This is a genomic window from Dictyobacter halimunensis, from assembly GCF_036245075.1.
The window spans coordinates 3,772,282-3,791,113 of the sequence record NZ_BSRI01000002.1 but is presented as its reverse complement, the minus strand read 5'-3'; the positions used below and the strand labels follow the sequence as shown (position 1 = coordinate 3,791,113).

Below are 18,832 nucleotides of genomic sequence, written 5' to 3'. Positions count from 1 at the left end.
AAAGATTTATGGATACACAGACGCGACAGGTTAATTCATCGGAGGTCGCACCAACGCAGCAGCAGAAGCCGACCACGACCCCGCATGTCGTTATCGTAGGGGGCGGATTCGGAGGTCTGCAGGTCGCCAAAGAACTGGGCAGGCAGCCCGTTCACGTCACCATCATCGACAGGCATAACTTTCACCTGTTTCAGCCCATGCTCTACCAGGTTGCCACTGCGGGCCTCTCGCCGTCCGATATCAGCAACCCGATCCGCGCCATCCTGGAAAAGCAGAATAACACGGGCACCCTGATGGCCGAGGTCACAGGGATAGACCTGGATGAACAACAGGTCTTGCTGGGCGATCGGCAGGCGGTACACTATGACTACCTCGTGCTGGCAACGGGAGCGACCAGCAACTACTTTGGCCACCCGGAATGGCAGCAACTGGCACCAGGGCTCAAATCCGTCAACGATGCCCTGGCGGTCCGGCGCACGGTCCTCTCGGCCTTTGAAGCGGCGGAACGAGAGCCAGATGAACAGAAGCGCAAAGCCCTGTTAACCTTTGTGCTGGTAGGAGGGGGTCCCACAGGCGTCGAGCTGGCCGGTGCCATCGCCGAGCTGGCCCATCAATCGCTCAAATGCAATTTCCGCCACATCGATCTCAGCATGACACGTATCATACTGGTCCAGGGCCCTGATAGGATTCTTCCCGGCTTCCCGGCCACACTGGCTCAGCGGGCCAGCAAGCAACTGCAACAGATGGGGGTCGAGATCAAGACCGGTGAGCACGTGAAGGAGGTGCGCGAAGATGGCGTGATGGTCGGGGATGAACACCTGGCCACCGAAAACATCATCTGGACCGCGGGGGTCAAGGCATCACCGGCGGGCGAGTGGCTGCATGCCGACGTTGATCACGACGGACGCGTCAAGGTCCAGTCGAATCTGAGCGTTCCGGGTCACAGCAACATCTTTGTGATCGGCGATACGGCGCTGGTCACCCAAAATGGGAAGCACCTTCCCGGTCTGGCACCGGTAGCCATACAGGAAGGGAAATATGTGGCCTCCGTCATCGCCAGCCGTACTACAGGAGGCACCGCCGGTCGGTCACCGTTCCACTACTTTGATAAGGGGACCCTGGCCACGGTCGGGCGAGGTTTCGGCATCGTCGACATCGGCCCGCTTCGCTTTAGCGGTCTCCTCGCCTGGCTGGCGTGGCTCCTGGTGCACATCTTCTTCCTGATTGGATTTCGCAATCGCATCCTTGTGCTTCTCGAATACGCCTGGACATACATCACGTTTCAACGAGGCACGCGCATCATCTTGCCCGAAAATGACGTACGGCAACCCTGAGCAAAGAGACACAATGATAGAAAGGATCCACCAGCGATGCTACAGGCAGAGCATTTTTTGACCATGACGAATCAACTGGGGGAAGGATCGTTCTGGAACGCGGATCAGCAGAAGCTCTACTGGCTCGATATCAAACAAAAACGCTTCTTCCGCATGGACACGCGCACAAAGCAGTACGAAACCTTCAACGTTGGCGCGCAGATAGGCGTGATGGCACCGCGCAGCGGAGGGGGACAGGTCATGGCCACCGATGAGGGACTGGCCTGCTGGGATGACAGGGCAGAGGAGCTGACCATTGTTGCCAATCCTTTACAGGGCCAGGCCAACCGGCGCTTCAATGATGGCAATATCGATATCAAGGGACGCTTCTGGGCAGGATCGATGTGCGATCCGCCCGATACCTGTCCGACCCCACAATGCGCCCTCTACCGCCTCGATCCCGACGGTTCACTCCATATGATGGACGAGGGCCTGGGGATGCCAAATGGACTGGTCTGGAGCCCGGACAACCGCATCCTGTATCTGACCGATTCGCCGCAGCAGGTTATCTACGCCTACGACTTCGATCCAGAGACAGGCGCCATCGAGCACCGGCGTCCCTTCGTGCAGACCCATGGCGAGCCGGGCGTCCCCGATGGCCTGACCATCGATAGCGAGGGTTTCCTCTGGAGCGTCCGCTACAACGGTTGGAAGATCATCCGCTACGATCCCAGCGGCAAGATCGAACGAGAAGTTTCGGTGCCGGTACCGCATCCAACCAGCTGCGCATTCGGCGGCAAGGATATGAACGAGCTCTACATTACCACCGCATGGAATGAACTGAACGCGGAGCAGCGCCGCCAGTCTCCCCAGAGCGGTGACCTTTTCTATCTACAAACCGACATCAAAGGCGTAGCTCGGCGCCCCTTCGCCGGATAATCGTCATTGTGGATGCCGGGCTCCTTTCGGCTCATGATCGTTATCATCGTCGCAGGTGCCGGGCTTGCCCCAAATACTTTCAATTTTAGAGCAAGCAACAAGAAAAGAGACGAGAGTACGTGCGGGGCTTGCCCCCGCTTGCTTGCTCGCCGCGCGAACAAGCAACAAACAGCATGTGGTGCATCGCATGCAACCGTCCTTGATCGCTTTGAGGTGCCTTTCCTTTTGGGATGCAAAGAAGCGGGGGCAAGCCCCGCACGTACTGGGGTCGTTTTTCTTTGGCTTACGGGCTTATGGAGGAACAGCAGGATGACAGTCGAAATACGGGTAGGTCCACCTACCATCACCATCAGCCAGGGCCGTACCTTTATGGTCACGACCCAGGCGGGCGAGATCATGTCGAGTACAGACCAGGGAGTATACGCCATCGATACGCGCTTCCTGAGCTTTTACCGCATGTATATCAACCAGGTACCATTGCAGGTTATCAATTCAAGCCAGCTGACGTTCTATGCCGCGCGCTATCACCTGACCAACCCACGCATCGAGACGGAGGGCGGGATCATCGATGAGCAGACCCTGCGCATCACCATCAACCGGATTGTGCATGAAGGGATTCATGAGGACATAGATATCGCCAACTATACGGGCAAATCTATTCACTTCATATTTGAACTATCCATGCGCTCCGACTTCGCCGATCTGTTCGAGGTAAAATCCAAACATATCATTCAGCGTGGTCGCGAGCAGACGCAATGGGATGCCCAGAGCAGGCAGCTCTACACCACCTATGATAATAAAGATTTCCATCGCGCGATGCGCTACCGTATCCTCAGTGACATGCCAGTGGGCTATGCGAATGGGCGCCTGCGCATTGAGATAGCCCTGGCACCTAATCAACGCTGGCATACCTGCTGCGAAATGATACTTGAACATGGGCAACACGTGCGGAAGCCCGCCCCCGGAACTTGCAGCCAATCCACGAGGGACATGAACGCCACGCAGGCCCTGCTGACATCGGGACACGAACAGAGCAACGATTTTGAGCAGCGACAGCAGCGCTGGCAGGAGAACTGCACAGAGGTTACAACGTCCAACCACCATATCTATCGCATGTATCAGCAGGCGGTGGAGGATATGGGGGCGCTACGCATCTACGATATGGACGTCTCCGATGAGGCCTGGGTACCGGCGGCGGGCGTGCCCTGGTTTGTCACCCTCTTTGGCCGTGATAGCCTGACCGTCTCGTACCAGAACATGGCGGTGGCGGAGGGATTCGCGCGCGGCGCCCTCAAACGGCTGGCAGAATACCAGGCGCAGGAGCGCGACGATGAGCGCGACGCCCAGCCCGGCAAGATCATGCATGAGATCCGCTTCGGCGAGCTGGCGCACTTCCACAAGGTCCCGTTCACCCCCTTCTACGCTACCGCCGACGCCACCATCCTCTATCTCATTATCCTGTCGGAAACCTACCGCTGGACCGGGGACGTCGAGCTGCTCAAAACATATCGCGAGGTGACCGAAAAGTGCCTGCACTGGATCGATCACTATGGCGATCTCGACGGTGATGGCTTCCAGGAATACAAGAGCTTCTCGCCGTACCACTATAACAACGTCAGCTGGAAAGACGCGGTCGATGCCGTTGTCTACGCCGATGGAACGCCGGTAAAGCAGCCCAAAGGACTCTGCGAGCTGCAGGGCTACGTCTATGACGCCAAGACACGCATGGCCGAGGTATTCGCGGCCCTTGGCGATCAGGAGCGGGCGCAGACGCTCCAGCAAGAGGCCGAGACGCTCAAGCGACGCTTCAATAAGACGTTCTGGATGGAGAATGAGGGCTGCTTCGCCTTCGGGCTCGATCCCGATAAGAAGCAGATTACCTCGATCGCCTCCAACGCCGGTCAGTGCCTCTGGAGCGGCATCGCCGATCAAGACAAGGCCGAGCGCACCGCGCGCCGGCTCCTGCGGGAGGATATGTGGAGCGGCTGGGGCATCCGCACCCTCTCGCGCGACAACGCGGCGTACAATCCCTTCGCCTATCAGCGCGGCTCCATCTGGCCGCAGGACAATGGGATCATCGCCGACGGCTTCAAACGCTACGGATTGGCGCAGGAAGCCAATCACGTGATCCGTGGCATCTTCGATGCCATCGAGCGCTTTGACGGCTACCGGCCACCGGAGGTGTTCGCGGGCGTGCAGCGCGCCGGTGAGATAGACTTTCCCATTCTCTATCCGGCGGGCGCCAATATACCCCAGGCCTGGGCCACCGGCAGCATCTTCCACATGCTACGCACCATCCTGGGACTGCGCGCAGACGCGCCGCACAAACGCCTCTATGTGCATCCCACACTTCCCCACTGGCTGCCCGACATCACACTCCACCGCCTGCGCGTTGGACCCTGCTCCATCACGCTGCGCTTCTGGCGTCAGGGAGAGCAGTCACACTGGGAGGTCACGGAGGTGCAGGCCGATCACGGCACCGCGCAAGAGGATATGATTCAGGTTACGGGTGAGGATGGCCAGGAGACCGATCACGCGTGAGCATCCTGGGGAAAGATGTTCTCTTTTAGAAGGCCAGTACGTGAATACCAGGGTAACGAATGAACGTCAGGGGCCTTTTAAAAGAGAACCACTGATGGTAGATATAGGAAGGACTATATAGCTCATGCCAGTAGAAGACGAACGCTACGATAACGATAGTTATGATCCAGAGCAGGCGCGCAAATATAATAAGCAGAGCAATCTATACGATCCCGAAGGAAAGTCGTACACCACAGGCTCGGCCTATCCGCCGCAGGTAGATACCTATAACCAATCTGCAAGCTCAGAGGCCGAGCGAGATAAGCCGATATTCAATGATATGCAGCAGCAGCTGGCGGCCACGCAGCGCCAGGCGAGCACCAATCCCAAACATGGTGGTGATCCGGCCGATGACAAGCGGCTGTCACAGCAATACGAGGGACCAGTCTCGGCGTCCACGGGGGCAATCTCCCTGTGACCGGCAACACGCGCCTTCCATCTCCATCTGAACGGCGCGCACTGATGAGAGATCCAGATGACACGGGGAAAGTGGACCAGGAGCATTGATGTTCTCATACCTGGTCCAGCGCATGCAATCGGCTCGCGGGATAAGTGTTCAAGACAAAGAAGGGCGCGTATCAGACCTTTCCGCCTCCAGGTAAAGCATAGGAATGGTCATGCGCAACTCGCCTTGAGCCTCCACGAGCTGATTGAGCCTACGCTCAAGCTCCGTAAAAATCGGCGCTTCATCCTCGGGCTCAATCACCCGTCGCCAGCCACCCAGGAAGCCAATCTTCGTCAAGAAATGATTGAGCATGGTCCCCCCATTGAGGTAACGAAGCTGAAACCGCTCTTCTTTAATCTTTACTATACGAAAACCACCACGCTCCATTAGCTCGATCAGGGCCTCCTTTGAGCCCCGATGGGCCTCGTTCCGCGCTAATCGTTCCAGGTAGCGGTCCCTGTGCTGCTCTTCCAGTATACTTCGGAATACCGCATAAAACTCGCGCATGTGTCCAATGGGATTCGTCGTCAGCGCAAGGTGGGCCCCCGGCCTGCCGACGCGGAAGCATTCCGCCAGAACGGCCGCGGGATCAGCAAAATTGTTGATGCCGAGGTTGGATGTGATCAGGTCGAAGCTCTCGGCAGGAAAGGGAAGATGGGCAGCATCCGCCTCAATAATCTGCACATTGGGCAACTGGTAGACGTCCAGTTTTGCCCGAGCGCGCTCGATACCACCCTTCCAGTTATCGACCCCAGTCACCCGGCACGAGGCACCATACATATGGGCCAGCTCAAACAGCGGAAAGCCAGTCCCGCATGCCAGGTCCAGAATGTGCAGATCGGCATGCAGTTCCAGATTGTCCAGCAGCAGGGAGCCAAATCTGGATGCCCAGAGCGAGCACTCATCGATCGCCGAGGCGATTAACGGCTGCTCCAGATCACAGGTGAAGCGCAAATAATCCAACATATATATCTCTCTCCTATGTTCTTTGTTTCTCTACCTGGATTAATCCAGTTATACATGGCAGTAGCGACACACACAAGTCCTCCTCCAGTTTATTACTGCACCTCATCCTCAGCCCTCCTGGAAACTATTGTTCCGCTTGCACATCGACTCCAACCAGTGTTATGCTGTAAAAACAGTTACACTTTTAAGAGCATATTCCGGCTGAATACAATATGTATCATGATTAGAACAGAAGTAACCAGACTCCCCTCAGAATACAAGGTCCGCTCACCGGAAATGTATTCACCAGGCGACGAGAGCAGAGAGAAGACGAGGCTATGAAGGAGTACCTCACTGCGGAAGAGATTGCCCAGCGGCTTGACGTCAATGTGCAGGCGGTATGCCACTGGATAGAACAAGGTAAACTGCCAGCCCTGACGTTGGAAGATGAGGGATATCGTATCCGTCAACAGGACTTCGACCTTTTTCTACAGGGTCAGGAGTCGCAACCACGTCGATCCGCAAGCTTGCATGTAAGGGCACCTGTCTCGTCTCTGTTCCTGGATAGTGAAGAAAGGACCGCCGCCACGGCGATCCTGGAGCACCTGCCCGATGTCTTCTTTCGGCTGGACCTCCAGCTGCGCCACCTGTACATCAGTCCCGCGATTGAGCGCGTCACAGGCCAGCCTCCCCAGGCATGGCTGGGTAAAACGGCGCGTGAGATGGGCCTTTCTGAAGACATCTATGATCGCTTTGAAGCCATCTGCCAGCGAGTACTCTCGACGCGCGAGGCGCAGCAGCTTGAATTTTTTGATAATGGGCACTGGCAACGCTCACGCATCCATCCAGAATACGCCACAAACGGATCGATATGCGCCTTCATAGGTATCACAGAAGACATCTCGGAGCGCAAACAGATAGAGAAGGCCCTGTACGCATCCGAGCGGCTGGTCCTGGCCGAACGTAAACGACTGCACGACCTGTTTATGCAGGCGCCCGCCGCCATCGCCATTTTGCGCGGACCAAACCATGTTTTCGCGCTTGCCAATCCGCGGACTATGAGCTTTATCAGCAAAGGTCGTCGATCCGTCGTCGGCAAAACCGTGCGTGAAGTCATCCCAGAGATCGAACCACAGGGATTTCTTAAACTACTCGATAGCGTGTATCAGACGGGTGAGCCCGTCGTGGGCAATGAGGCGCAAGTCTACCTTGATCGTAAAGGGAACGGTACGTTAGAGGAGGTGTACTTTAACTTTGTCTATCAACCTTCCCGCGATGCCGCCGGAAAGGTAGACGGTGTGCTTGTCTACGCCTATGAGGTCACGGACATCATTCGCGCACGTCAAAAAGCGGAAGAGAGCCAGGAACATCTGCATGCCCTGGCGCACTCCATACCCCAGCTGGCATGGTCGGCCCGCGCCGATGGGTCCATCGACTTTTTTAACGACCAACTGCAGAATTACACCGAGCTGTCCAGAAGCGAGGATGGCATCTACGACTGGCAGGCGCTCATACATCCCGACGACAGGCTACTGATTCTACGCGACTGGGACCAGGCCAAACAAACGGGCAATGCATTTGAACACGAGGCACGCCTCTTGATGAATGATGGCACGTATCGCTGGCATCTGGTCAGAGGAACGCCGACCCGCGACGAAAACAACAACATTCTCCGTTGGTACGGCACCAAGACAGACATAGAGCAGATGAAGCAGCTCGACCAGCAAAAAAGCCATTTCTTGAACATCGTCAGTCACGAGCTCAAAACGCCGATTACCTCGACCAAGGCCTTCGCCGAATTGATCGAGCGCCGCTTCCGCAAGGACGGTGACGAAAGAAACGCCGCCCTGCTCGCCAAAATGAACACCCAGATGAAGAAATTGACCTTCCTCATCAGCGATCTGCTCAACGTAACCAGGCTCGACACAGGCAAGCTTAACTTACACGAAGCCGAATTCGCCTTCGATGAGCTGGTCGAAGAGATCATTGAAGAGATCCAGCAGACTACCGCGCACAGCATCCTGCGCGAAGGCGCCACCAACACCACCATCTACGGTGACCGGGAACGCATCGGGCAGGTCATCACCAACCTGCTCACCAACGCCATCAAATATTCACCCCACAAAAAGGAGGTGATCGTAACCTCCTCACGCACCTCGCGCGAGATCCAGTTCTGCGTACAGGACTTCGGCATCGGCATCGCCACTGATAAGCTCCCCCACGTCTTCGAACGCTTCTTCCGCGAAAGCGGCGTATACGAAGACACCTACCCCGGTCTCGGCCTCGGCCTCTACATCTCCTCCGAGATCATCCAGCGCCACGGCGGCCGGATCTGGGCCGAAAGCGACAAAGGCACCGGCTCAACCTTCTGCTTCACCCTGACCGTACCAGGCGCTAGAAGTTGAGTCCGTTGTGACCTGATAGGGATTCGAATAGGGACCATCATATCCTGAAAGGGACACTCCTTTCACCCGATACCAGCTGGTACCAGATGGATGTGTTGCATCCATCCAGGGCACTCCATAGGCGGCACAATGGGTACATAGAACTGTCCATGGTCCATTCGAGCTTTGTGTAGATCTCTCAATCGTATAGGTATACGCGCCAACAGCGCCACGCCAATAAAGGGTACTATCTTGAAAATTCGTGATGTAAGGTTGTTTTGGCATATCTGGTTGGGGCGGTGACAAACCCTGCATGGCATAAGCATGTGTACGTAGCATGCTTGCTCGTCTCTGCTCATCCGGGGTCTCTCCTGGATAATGCAAGGTAAAATGTTCGTTTTGTGGCACGAAACCATAGGTATCCGCATGAGGCCAGAGCGACCAGTACAAGTCTCCCGCGATCCCACTATGTTCTACTGCGGGGAGGAAATCGGCCAGAGAGCTTCCATCATTGGTATTCCAATCAAATTCACCAACCATGAACACTTTCTTTGCCTGTATAGCCTGTTGAGATTGCACCTGGAGGGCACTGGAACTGGGAGGATAATAGTGACCTGTATAGATATCAATGGAGCCAATTTGTAAATCAGCTAAAAAATTGGATGAATTGGTATCCCATTCATAATTTCCATCAACAATGAGATGATTCTTATCGATGCTCTTAATATATTCCGCTATATTTTGCACCCAAATGGGAGGTGCGCTTAGTTCATTCCCGGTTTCCCATCCAAGGATTGTGGGATCATCTTTGTAAGCAATCCCGGTATAGTTATTTACATGATTGAGGAGCATGCTGATATATTGCTTAAAGTCATCGACCACCTGGCTATCAGCGTAAAATTGATCTTCGTTAACACCACGCCAATCAGTAAAATTATGCTTTCCACCATGATAATAGTGCCAGTTATCGGTCAGCGGAATAATCAGCTTCAGGTGATACTTTCCCGCTTCCTGAATAGCATAGTCGATATGCTGAAAAGCGGTCTGTTGAAACGAACCAAGATGAGGTTCAATACAAAGATTACAGCCAGTTGAGATACCAAGAGTATGGCTACGTATCACCGTCGCTCCCATAGCTGACGCGGTTGCCAGGGCATCATCTACCTGAAAATGGCTGGGATAAATGGCATTCCCATTTTTTTCCTGTAAGCCAAGCCAGTAAATATTAGCTCCAGCAAAACGGAACGGTTTACCGTTTAATTGGAGCATAGAATCAGAGCGCGTAATGAATGTTCCTGTTTGATATGCGCCTTTTGTCACAGCGGTAGATTGTAGATTACATCCACACATAACAAAATCGCTACCCAACGCCATTAAAAGAACAATGCACCCATAAACAACACGCGCATTCCAATAGGCATTGAGAAACCTTTTATATATTCCCACAACACTTTATGTTTCTATTTATTTCTTCTCCACAAAAGAACATATCAATCCCATTATACCACCCCTTCTTCTGTAACGTTTGGATCTGCAACCAGGTTCACCCTGAATGATAAAGAATGCCTCACATCGTTGGAATGTCCGGCATCTTTGGAATAACCACGTGGCATCACGGGCAGAGGAACTGTTTTTGTCAGCCAGAGGCTTTCCAGCGTATCCATTCTTGGAAGCGGTATTGTTTCTACCTTCCATACATTTCCTGGCTGGATGATCGTCTTCGCGCTCTGCACACGAGCCAGATATGGCTGTGCGGGGCGAATAACTTTATAGACGGTGGGGAGCATAAAAACGGACTCAACGCCGATCGCCAGGACCCAACCAAGGCTCAATCCCAGCAGGCCATAGGTATACGCACCGAGTGCCGCGGCTCCCAGCTCCAGCAATCCGCCGGGGATCATAGCTATCATTGCCGTCATTATGCGATCTTGAATACGGCATATTGATATATAGTGATTCTTTATCGTCAAGGGAAAGGCTGTCAGGGCCAGAATACGCAGGCACCAGGCAGCTTCATTGGCATACTCTTTGCCGAAGATGCCCAATATCTGTTGCGCACCTATCAGAATAACCAGGTTCGCCAGCAACGCCACCAGGAGAGCAATCCCGATGGTCACGCGCGCCTTGCGGGCCAGGGTCGTCTGCTGCGCAGCATTAATTGCATGCAATACGGTCGTAAGTGCTCCGGGTACAATAAAGAGAACGCTGGCAATCATCCATGCAACATAGAACCACGCATTCATGCGCGCGGACAACATAAAGGTGACAACTATTGGAAGAAGTTGCGTCGGAGCAAGCAAGGTTAAGTTCAACATATGATGCTGAATTGCGGGCAGTCCTAACTTACGCAAGATCTGCCAGCGCGGCCAATAATTTTTACTTCTCCAGTTTTTCTTCAGCACCACATTCACAGCAAACAACGCTAGAGACAATCCGCTGCTCACCATCCATGTTGCATAGATCTTCATGCCCGGTTGATGAGAGGGCCATAGATAAGCGACTAAGAGGGCGGCCAGTTTCAAGATAGCAAAAATGGTGTTGCGCCAGAACTGCAAGCCTCCCCTCAGCAGACCAATGAGTGCCTGATCAAGTACCAGCGTTACCGCGAAGAAACCGACGCCGACCGCAAATGTGAGTGTATCTATGGGACTGGCACCCAGTGGCTGGAAACCAGCAGAGGAATGGGAAGCGATCAATGCAAAAACGCCTCCCACCAGTGTACCCAGCAATCCAACCACCAGTAGAGCGGTACTCATTATCGAGCCAGCTTCCCTGGGATTGCGCGGCAGTTCCGTAATCAACAGTGTCCCCAGTCCGAACATACTCATCGTGCCCAGCAGCATTACCGCTGATATAGATGCTGATGCCATTCCAATAGCTTCAGGGGGAAACTGACGAGCCGCAATCCACCAGTAGATAAAGCCCAATCCAGAAGTAATGGCAGTCGCGCCAATCAGTGAACTGGCGTTTAATAGAATAACGCTATTGGCTTTCAACCAATGGATGAAAAACTTCAACATCACCGGCCTCCTTTCTTCAAGAAAACTTGCACCCTTTTAGAACCGCAACCACCATGATGGACGGACAAAGTAGCCAGGAAAGAGATACGAGCATGAGTGTTTATGCCTTCACATGGGTGGCGGCCTGACTCCGTAAACGTCCTTTGATATATCCGATCGCGGTCATAGTAAGCCCCAGTACGATAGCGCCTGCGCGTAAAAAGCCGCCCGGATCGCCATGCTTGAGTGCCTGACCGGCATACTTCAGCATAGCCAGTGGAAGCGTAATAGCGGCATAGGAACGCTCGGCGGACAGTCCATCTTTAGCGCCCACATATCGGCTGACGAGCGCTTTCGAAAGTCCTTCCGCATAGCAGCGGGAGAGAAAATAGCGCAAACGGGTACGCTCTACGGGGATGTGATGGAAGATGAGCGCTTTCGCTTCGAGCAGAAAGAATTTTTCCGGCCAGTGCTGAGCAGCACGAATACTGAGCTCGGTCTCTTCACCACCCATAAAATTGATGCCCACACGTCCAATACCTTCGCGAAAACCACCAATCGCCTGGAATACTTCGTGTTTGATGCAGGTGCATCCCCCGTAGGGGTTGCGCACGATGGCAGGATTCTGGCGCAAGGTCTGATATGTACAGCCAATAACCCAATAAAACTCAGATGGGAACCACACAGGCTGTGGACCTTGCCAGGAGGGACGCACGGTTCCACCAACGCCCAACACATTGGGATCGGCGCAGCCCTTCAACAATAACTCAATCCAGTGGGATTCCGCCTCGGCATCATCATCAAGAAATGCGATATGCGCGCCACGCGCGATCTCCACCCCGGTATTGCGTGCCCCCGACAAGCCTCGCGCATGACTATTCTCGATCACCATGATCTCTGGATATTTCTGCCGTAACCGCTCAAAAAGCTCGGTATTATGATCGACGACAACAATAATTTCATCTGGCTCACATGTCTGCCTGTACAGCGATTCTACCGCGGCGACAAGATCATCCCAGCGCTTCAATGTATAGGCACAAATGATTACGGTCACATCACACGTTGTGGACACGAGTGGTCACTCCTTCCCTCTCTACTTCTACTGAATGGCCAAGCGATGAACAGCGGCGTACAACCCGCCAGACGGGCGTACGCATCTGAAGATAGAAAGTCTGGAGGGTCGACATACCAACCCCATCTAACAACCGGCCAAATAGATCCGGTGTTGTCGTTGGCTTGACCCACAAACGCGCTAGGGCGAAGGGATCAGTCTGCTCCGAGCTCATCATATGTCGTACCGCGCAGGCGGAAATGTAGCCCGCGTCATGCACAAATTGCTGGATACGCGGAGTATAGTAGCCAAAGGGGTAAGCAAAACTGGACACTGCATGACCAAGAATTTGCTCTAATACATCTTTACAGATAACGATTTCTTCTCGCGCCATCTGAGGTGGAAGCATATCAAGCTGTGGATGCCGATGGGTATGTCCTCCGCACTCGATGCCATATGTATCCACCTGCCGTAACTCACTGCTCGTCAACATGCGTCGTTGCGTTTCGCCTTCTTTGCGCAACCAGAGACTTGTGCCATCGAGGAATGCAGTCGAAACATATAACGTCGCGGCAAAGTTAAATTGCCGCAATATGGGTACCGCATACATCAAAAAATCAGCGAAACCATCGTCAAACGTTAATACTACCGGCTTTTCAGGCAGTGCGCACCCATTATGGGTACGAGCTTGCATAAACTGAGTAACCGTTATAGGGGTGTAGCCATGGGTAGTAAGGTAGCTCATCTGCTCCGTAAAAAGCTCAGGAGAAACGGTAAAAGGACTAAATCTGCTATTGGTCGTAGACGATATACTGTGATACATCAAAATGGGAATCTTCTTCAACTCTATAGCCCCAGGCATTTATACGTACCTTTCATAATCAACACCTTTACATCCCTACAACTTATTTTCTCTGGAGGGTTACATGCACTTCTCGATATACAACCTGCGGCGCATCTACTAGATATAGCTGTGCACTTGCATCAATTTTGTCAGCGTTGCCCGCGGTTAGCGGTACCTGTTGCTTCCAAAGACCTTTGGGGGTCAGCGAAATAGATGACCATGTTTTTAGCGGCTTCCCATTGACCATCACAATAAGCTTATACTGCCGCGTAGCCGCCTCCTCGCTCTGCATACCAAGGTTAATCGTCCAGCTGTTACGATCGGTCTGCGAAGGGAGCATCCAGAGCTGTGTATACCCCAGGCCTGGCTGATGCAGGATAGAATTAAACGAGTATTCAAAAGAGAAGGCGATAACCAGGACGGCCAGCGCCAGTAATATATAGTCACGGACAGTAAATTTGAATTTGCCCACGCCCCGGCTCTTTGCCCGTGTCCTATGCCGTAAAAGAAAACCCACACAGCAAAAAACCGTGTTAAATACGTCTAGAAGCACAGTCCAGGCAACTGTATTCAATCCCGTGGGGAGCAGATTGAGGGCGAATCCGCTTAAAATCACTACAGCCACGCTCAAAGCCAGGCTGAACGCGATGCGATGGTAGATGCTAAGCATGCGCTTTTGAAATATTACTTCACAGAGTAAGTAGCCCGGGATGAAGAGAACGATGGGCATAGCTGCGCTAATAACAATAAAGTGAGGGATGAAAGAAAACACAGCCCCCAGGATGTTTACGATCACAGCTACCATGATCAATATTAGATCAAGGTTTTTCTGGCGCATTTACTAACCCCCCAGTATCATAGATAACAATATTTCCACTATCAAAAACTTTATTCAGCTGTGATACAGTATTAAATTTCGTCAAATTATGCGGATCAACTGGACTGGTATGCTGATAAGCATCCACTTCGGATTCATCAATGTAAAACCCCAATAACGGACGCGCCTTACTCATACGCATATCCACCACGAGAAAATGGATCTTTGCCGCCCGAATTATGCCCACTTCATCCGGGCCCATCTGGGGCGAGAAGAAAATGGGGGATATATCCACTCGATCATAGATCGAGTCAACAATCCTTTGATGGCCATACGTTCCCTCCAGGATCTGATTGGTTCTATCAGTGGCGACGCGATTATCAGGACCAAGATAGGTGCGCGTCCATGCCGCGTCCTGGATACCTTCCATGTCAATAGACCTTGTATCAGCGGCAATCATATAGGGACCAGGTAGCAGTGACATCGAGGGTCCCACTCCAAGTATGGTGCCTCCTAGCGCTATCACTGAAAGAGCGATTGCGAGCGAGAAGAGATGTTTCCACCTCAGCCAGCGCGTCGGCCATAGTTGTACAATCATGATCGCCAGTACAGTTGAGATAGGAATATAGAGAAACGCCGCAGACCGGTCTACCAATTCGCCACCAGCATTCGTAAAGCGGAATACCTGCACCAGGGGATAGCACAGTACAAGCACACCAAAGGTAACCACCAGGGCCTGCTTGCGGAAACGCAACCACAGGCATAATAATCCAAACGGCAGACCTAGCAGAACGAGAAGCTGTGATAAGATGGTTAGTATGCGCTCCCAGATCGGCGTGGGAATCCCTGTATAACTCTGGAATAGGGGCCGTGCCGAGCTCATGCCAGTCAGGATGTGCTTTAATTCAACCAGGGCCATCTGAAAAAATGAGGTAATGTAGTCAACAACCGGATTACCTATCTGTAAAGCCGCTATCACGGACAGGATAAGGCCAACCAGGGCAATCCGGGCTACATAGGAGCGATACAGCGGCTTCAGGTGTAAAAATATATATACACCAGCCCAGAGAACAAGTATGCCATCAAGGAAATAGTCAGTCATATGATGTGTAAAGACGACGGTGATAAGCACCATCAGCGTTACAGCAGATAGCCAGCGTAGATCTCCGCGTAACAATGTATTCCGAGCCTTCGCAAACATAACAATTGGCGCGACCGACTTTAAGCCGTTAAAGCGCACCGAGGTGAACTGATGCAGTTCGATGACGAGCAAAACGAACACCGTCAGTGGCAGCGCCAGCGATTCATAGGCATACTGGGCATCAAACAATAGAAAATGGGGATTCCCCATATAAATGATGGTGGCAATACCGGCCATACGCGGTGACTTCGTCAATCGTTCATTCAACAGGAAGAGCGATAATACCATAAGCACGCGGGCAACACCAATAACGATCAAGGCGGTATGAAAAGTACTCATGCCGCTGAGCGTGCTTAGTGCGTTCGTAACGATCTCCATACCAGGATAATAAGCGCTGACGGGAAGTAGCGCATTGCTGGTAAAAAGATGCCCGGTCTGCATAATATCATCTGCAGTTCGCCAGTGCAGAAACTCATCATACATCGAGAAGTATGCCGGGCTGGTTAATACCTTTATAAGATACAAGCTGATCCCGGCGGTACAAACAATCGTGATACGCTCAAAACGTGTTGCCGCGGGCGAAAGCAAGCGTATCGTAATCGGCACAAAGATCAGCAACATGCTGAGCACAAAAAAAAGCTCTAGCCCGAATTGTCCATCACGGCCGGCAGAAAAGGAATAGCTTGTCGATAATATGCCCAGGGCACAACTCAGGGTTAATCCAGGAAACCACCCACAAACCAGCACCAACCCGCCCGGTTGATTATTGGTGGATGTATCCTCCGTATCTGGATCACCCGCCCGCTTGAGAAGGGCAAAGATTATCCGGCGCAAAGGTGAAGGAAGTTTATTTAGCAAACGGTCGATCACATTGTTATCTGTTTTCTGTACCGCTCCCAATTCACCAGGAGATGACGAGCCACTTCTCTCATCTATACCTGTCACTGTTAATCTTTCCATGCGAATGGTATCTTCCTATACTTTATGCAGATACTTCCTGGTACACTCGCTCGATACGCGAAACCACCGATTTCGATTCAAACTCAGCTATTCGCTCCTTAGCTTTGATACCCATTTGATTTCTACGAGCCGGATCATCAAGCAAGCATTGTATGGCATCCCGCAGTGCCTGTGGATCATTTGAGGGAACCAGCAACCCTGTTTCACCATCGGCAACAATATCGGAGAGTCCGCCCATACGAGAAGCAATTACTGGTCGACCAGATGCCATAGCTTCCATGGCAACTGTAGGACAGGGATCTGGCCATATTGAGGGTGCGAGAGCAATGGTGCAGCGCTTCCAAGCCGCCATCACAGCAGTATGTGGCCAGCCCTGCAAAACTCTTACATTAGACGGGACATCTAACTCCAGATCTTTTCCCGATCTTCCAATAAGAACCAGAGGAATCTGACGCTCTAAGGCTGCATATGCCTGTAGCAAAACCTCTGCGCCTTTATCTCGTGACACATCTCCCACAAAAAGTAGAAAATCTCCATCTGGCAATTGTTCCAATAGTGGATGTTCATCGTCACGTAACATAGCTACATTATCTGGCACAAAGTTTGGGATAACCTGGTAAGGAACTTTATGTCTGGCTAATTGGGTGCCCCGTGCAACTGCCTCACTCACTGGTAGGAACATATCCACCATTCGTCGCTCTACCGTCCCCCAGATCCAGTTTGCCGCTGTTGATGAAAACCCCTTTGCAGTACCATAAAAACCTTGCGAACACTGTAAGCACTTTATCAAAGCCGGGCCGTCACAGACACGATTTTGATAGGTCAGACGCTTTTGCACACAGATCAGGCTATAATCATGCAGCGTTACAATCAGCTTTGCCTTGCTCCAAACCTTCAAAGGCGTCATAGAGTGGACGATCCAGTTATGGGCGTGAATGATATCAGGGCGCTCAGCAATAATCACACGGCGTATAGCATTGAGCGCCTCTGGATCTGGAAACGGAGGGGAATACTGACGCTCCTGCTCGACGAACAGAGCAGAGAAACGCTGCATCGTGCCGCGAATACGATGGACCCGTACGCCTTGATCTATCTCAAACTCCGCCTGCCCCTTATGCCAGAGGGTCGCCAGGGAGACATCGTGTCCGCGCGCCGCCAGTTCGATGCCCAGATTACGCACATGACGCTCCTCTCCACCGATAGTGGGAGGATAAAACTGAGCAAGCATCAAAATGCGCATAGTTTTTTCTCCGCAACTGATGTATAGATATCCAGTAACTTCTGGGCACACTCATCCCATGTAGGAAGTGCAAACTCTGCAGGGGGTTGCAATGGCTCCTCAATCTGTTTGAGCGCGAGCCGGGCGATTTCTTCAGGACTGCACTCCAATGGCACGGCGCGGGCAAATCCCTGTTCAGCAATCTCATGTAGACCCGAGGTATCCGCCACCAGTACTGGACGCTTCAGCGCGAGGGCCTCCATCACGGCTATCGGGTGAGCTTCGTAATCGCTCAACAGGGTAACAAGGGCTGAGCTCATGAGGATATCAGCCATCGCTTGCCTATCATGGGCCGGAACCGAACGAATTTCGATACGCGCAGCAACTCCCAGTTCTTTCGCTTTCGCTTCCAACGCTGCTTTATACGGGCCGACGCCTAAAATCAACAGCCTGGCCTCCGGTCGTCGCTCTAAAATAGCTGGCAGGGCACTGATCATACGCTGATGACCTTTATATTTCTCCAATCGCCCAATAGAGGTGATCAGCAGTGTTCCAGTTTCCGGAGCGGTTCGTACCACAACCTCCGGCACGACAGCACCATTAGGAATGACCGTGAATTGTTCTTGTGGAAGATGCAGTAGCGTGCGAAAATAGCTGGCCTCGAAACGCGATACCCCGATAAGTCTGGCCGCATGCTTCAGTAATGGACGTTGAACTTGCCACTGGACTTTACGGATACTATTGCGCCAGTTCGACGAATGCCCACCGGTATGAAACGTTAGCATGTAGGGAATTCCGGCTTCGCGAGCAGCATACATCGCCAGCAGCGGTACAAACGTATGGCAGCCCTGACAGTGAACAAGATCCCAGTTTCCCTGTTTAACAATAGAAAATATTTCAGGCGCTATATAATAATCGCGTTGAGCAGGCCATGCCGGAATGCGCAGCACACGCATCCCCTCCACCTCTTCTTCGCGTGGGAGGGGAGTCGCAGGTTGCTGAGCTACTGTTGTAAGTAGCGTGATATCTACATCATTTTGTACCAGACGCCGGCCCACTTCGTGTACATGTGTTTCGATTCCCCCCATATGAGGAAAATACCTTGCGGTCACCATCAGTACACGCATCTTTTTCATTTGAGCCACAACCATTTTGCTCCTTAAAAGTTGACAGAATATTTTCTAGAATTTTCTAC

Annotated in this window: 14 protein-coding genes and 1 pseudogene; 5 read left to right on the top strand and 10 right to left on the bottom strand. The window is 52.6% G+C overall.

The window, feature by feature from the left end; all coding sequences use genetic code 11:
* Nucleotides 1-8: 8 nt before the first annotated feature.
* The 4 genes from AABA21_RS29670 (at nucleotide 9) to AABA21_RS29655 (ending at nucleotide 5,250) form a co-directional block, all read left to right on the top strand.
* The gene (locus AABA21_RS29670; protein WP_338255804.1) at nucleotides 9-1,334 is read left to right on the top strand and encodes an NAD(P)/FAD-dependent oxidoreductase; all 1,326 of its coding nucleotides are present in this window, start codon (nucleotides 9-11) and stop codon (nucleotides 1,332-1,334) included.
* 36 nt (nucleotides 1,335-1,370) lie between these two features.
* Nucleotides 1,371-2,252 (top strand): SMP-30/gluconolactonase/LRE family protein, encoded by an 882-nt coding sequence (locus AABA21_RS29665; protein WP_338255801.1) that lies wholly within the window; start codon nucleotides 1,371-1,373, stop codon nucleotides 2,250-2,252.
* A 309-nt stretch (nucleotides 2,253-2,561) separates the two neighbouring features.
* A complete protein-coding gene (locus AABA21_RS29660; protein WP_338255799.1) occupies nucleotides 2,562-4,793 on the top strand; it encodes an amylo-alpha-1,6-glucosidase in 2,232 nt (743 codons plus the stop codon).
* A gap of 124 nt (nucleotides 4,794-4,917) precedes the next feature.
* The gene (locus tag AABA21_RS29655) at nucleotides 4,918-5,250 is read left to right on the top strand and encodes a hypothetical protein (RefSeq protein WP_338255797.1); all 333 of its coding nucleotides are present in this window, start codon (nucleotides 4,918-4,920) and stop codon (nucleotides 5,248-5,250) included.
* Nucleotides 5,251-5,388: 138 nt separating this feature from the next.
* Here AABA21_RS29655 and AABA21_RS29650 read toward each other — a convergent pair whose 3' ends face one another.
* Nucleotides 5,389-6,243, bottom strand: a complete 855-nt coding sequence (locus AABA21_RS29650; protein WP_338255795.1) for a class I SAM-dependent methyltransferase — start codon at nucleotides 6,241-6,243, stop codon at nucleotides 5,389-5,391.
* Between the two features lie 317 nt (nucleotides 6,244-6,560).
* Here AABA21_RS29650 and AABA21_RS29645 point away from each other — a divergent pair, with 317 nt between their 5' ends.
* Nucleotides 6,561-8,627 (top strand): PAS domain-containing protein, encoded by a 2,067-nt coding sequence (locus AABA21_RS29645; protein WP_338255793.1) that lies wholly within the window; start codon nucleotides 6,561-6,563, stop codon nucleotides 8,625-8,627.
* On the opposite strand, the gene AABA21_RS29640 is transcribed toward AABA21_RS29645, so the two are convergent.
* From AABA21_RS29640 to AABA21_RS29605, 9 genes and pseudogenes are all read right to left on the bottom strand, one after another.
* The gene (locus AABA21_RS29640; RefSeq protein ID WP_338255791.1) at nucleotides 8,583-10,052 is read right to left on the bottom strand and encodes a cellulase family glycosylhydrolase; all 1,470 of its coding nucleotides are present in this window, start codon (nucleotides 10,050-10,052) and stop codon (nucleotides 8,583-8,585) included. The two genes, AABA21_RS29645 and AABA21_RS29640, sit on opposite strands and share 45 nt — an antisense overlap.
* A gap of 53 nt (nucleotides 10,053-10,105) precedes the next feature.
* Nucleotides 10,106-11,626, bottom strand: coding sequence for a lipopolysaccharide biosynthesis protein (locus AABA21_RS29635; protein ID WP_338255789.1), 1,521 nt, complete (start codon nucleotides 11,624-11,626; stop codon nucleotides 10,106-10,108).
* Between the two features lie 100 nt (nucleotides 11,627-11,726).
* Nucleotides 11,727-12,677 carry a glycosyltransferase family 2 protein gene (locus AABA21_RS29630; protein ID WP_338255787.1) on the bottom strand — a complete coding sequence of 317 codons (951 nt, stop codon included), beginning with the start codon at nucleotides 12,675-12,677 and terminating at the stop codon, nucleotides 11,727-11,729.
* Nucleotides 12,661-13,479 carry a polysaccharide deacetylase family protein gene (locus AABA21_RS29625; protein WP_338255786.1) on the bottom strand — a complete coding sequence of 273 codons (819 nt, stop codon included), beginning with the start codon at nucleotides 13,477-13,479 and terminating at the stop codon, nucleotides 12,661-12,663. Before AABA21_RS29625 ends, AABA21_RS29630 begins: the two co-directional genes overlap by 17 nt.
* 82 nt (nucleotides 13,480-13,561) lie before the next feature.
* On the bottom strand, nucleotides 13,562-13,972 hold the full coding sequence (locus tag AABA21_RS29620; RefSeq protein WP_338255785.1) for a hypothetical protein: 411 nt from the start codon (nucleotides 13,970-13,972) through the stop codon (nucleotides 13,562-13,564).
* A 15-nt stretch (nucleotides 13,973-13,987) separates the two neighbouring features.
* Nucleotides 13,988-14,305: pseudogene (locus AABA21_RS39565) on the bottom strand (DUF1616 domain-containing protein); the annotation flags it as partial.
* A gap of 13 nt (nucleotides 14,306-14,318) precedes the next feature.
* Nucleotides 14,319-16,418, bottom strand: a complete 2,100-nt coding sequence (locus AABA21_RS29615) for a hypothetical protein (RefSeq protein WP_338255784.1) — start codon at nucleotides 16,416-16,418, stop codon at nucleotides 14,319-14,321.
* 22 nt (nucleotides 16,419-16,440) lie between these two features.
* A complete protein-coding gene (locus AABA21_RS29610) occupies nucleotides 16,441-17,658 on the bottom strand; it encodes a glycosyltransferase family 4 protein (RefSeq protein ID WP_338255783.1) in 1,218 nt (405 codons plus the stop codon).
* Nucleotides 17,646-18,773 carry a glycosyltransferase family 4 protein gene (locus AABA21_RS29605; protein ID WP_338258489.1) on the bottom strand — a complete coding sequence of 376 codons (1,128 nt, stop codon included), beginning with the start codon at nucleotides 18,771-18,773 and terminating at the stop codon, nucleotides 17,646-17,648. The genes AABA21_RS29610 and AABA21_RS29605 overlap by 13 nt, the downstream gene beginning before the upstream one ends.
* Between the last annotated feature and the right edge of the window lie 59 nt (nucleotides 18,774-18,832).

Coding starts and splice junctions, on each gene's coding strand:
- AABA21_RS29615 (WP_338255784.1), bottom strand. CDS start 16,418: ATGGAAAGATTAACAGTGACAGGTATAGATGAGAGAAGTGGCTCGTCA.
- AABA21_RS29660 (WP_338255799.1), top strand. CDS start 2,562: ATGACAGTCGAAATACGGGTAGGTCCACCTACCATCACCATCAGCCAG.
- AABA21_RS29605 (WP_338258489.1), bottom strand. CDS start 18,773: ATGAAAAAGATGCGTGTACTGATGGTGACCGCAAGGTATTTTCCTCAT.
- AABA21_RS29655 (WP_338255797.1), top strand. CDS start 4,918: ATGCCAGTAGAAGACGAACGCTACGATAACGATAGTTATGATCCAGAG.
- AABA21_RS29665 (WP_338255801.1), top strand. CDS start 1,371: ATGCTACAGGCAGAGCATTTTTTGACCATGACGAATCAACTGGGGGAA.
- AABA21_RS29635 (WP_338255789.1), bottom strand. CDS start 11,626: ATGTTGAAGTTTTTCATCCATTGGTTGAAAGCCAATAGCGTTATTCTA.
- AABA21_RS29625 (WP_338255786.1), bottom strand. CDS start 13,479: ATGTATCACAGTATATCGTCTACGACCAATAGCAGATTTAGTCCTTTT.
- AABA21_RS29650 (WP_338255795.1), bottom strand. CDS start 6,243: ATGTTGGATTATTTGCGCTTCACCTGTGATCTGGAGCAGCCGTTAATC.
- AABA21_RS29670 (WP_338255804.1), top strand. CDS start 9: ATGGATACACAGACGCGACAGGTTAATTCATCGGAGGTCGCACCAACG.
- AABA21_RS29645 (WP_338255793.1), top strand. CDS start 6,561: ATGAAGGAGTACCTCACTGCGGAAGAGATTGCCCAGCGGCTTGACGTC.
- AABA21_RS29610 (WP_338255783.1), bottom strand. CDS start 17,658: ATGCGCATTTTGATGCTTGCTCAGTTTTATCCTCCCACTATCGGTGGA.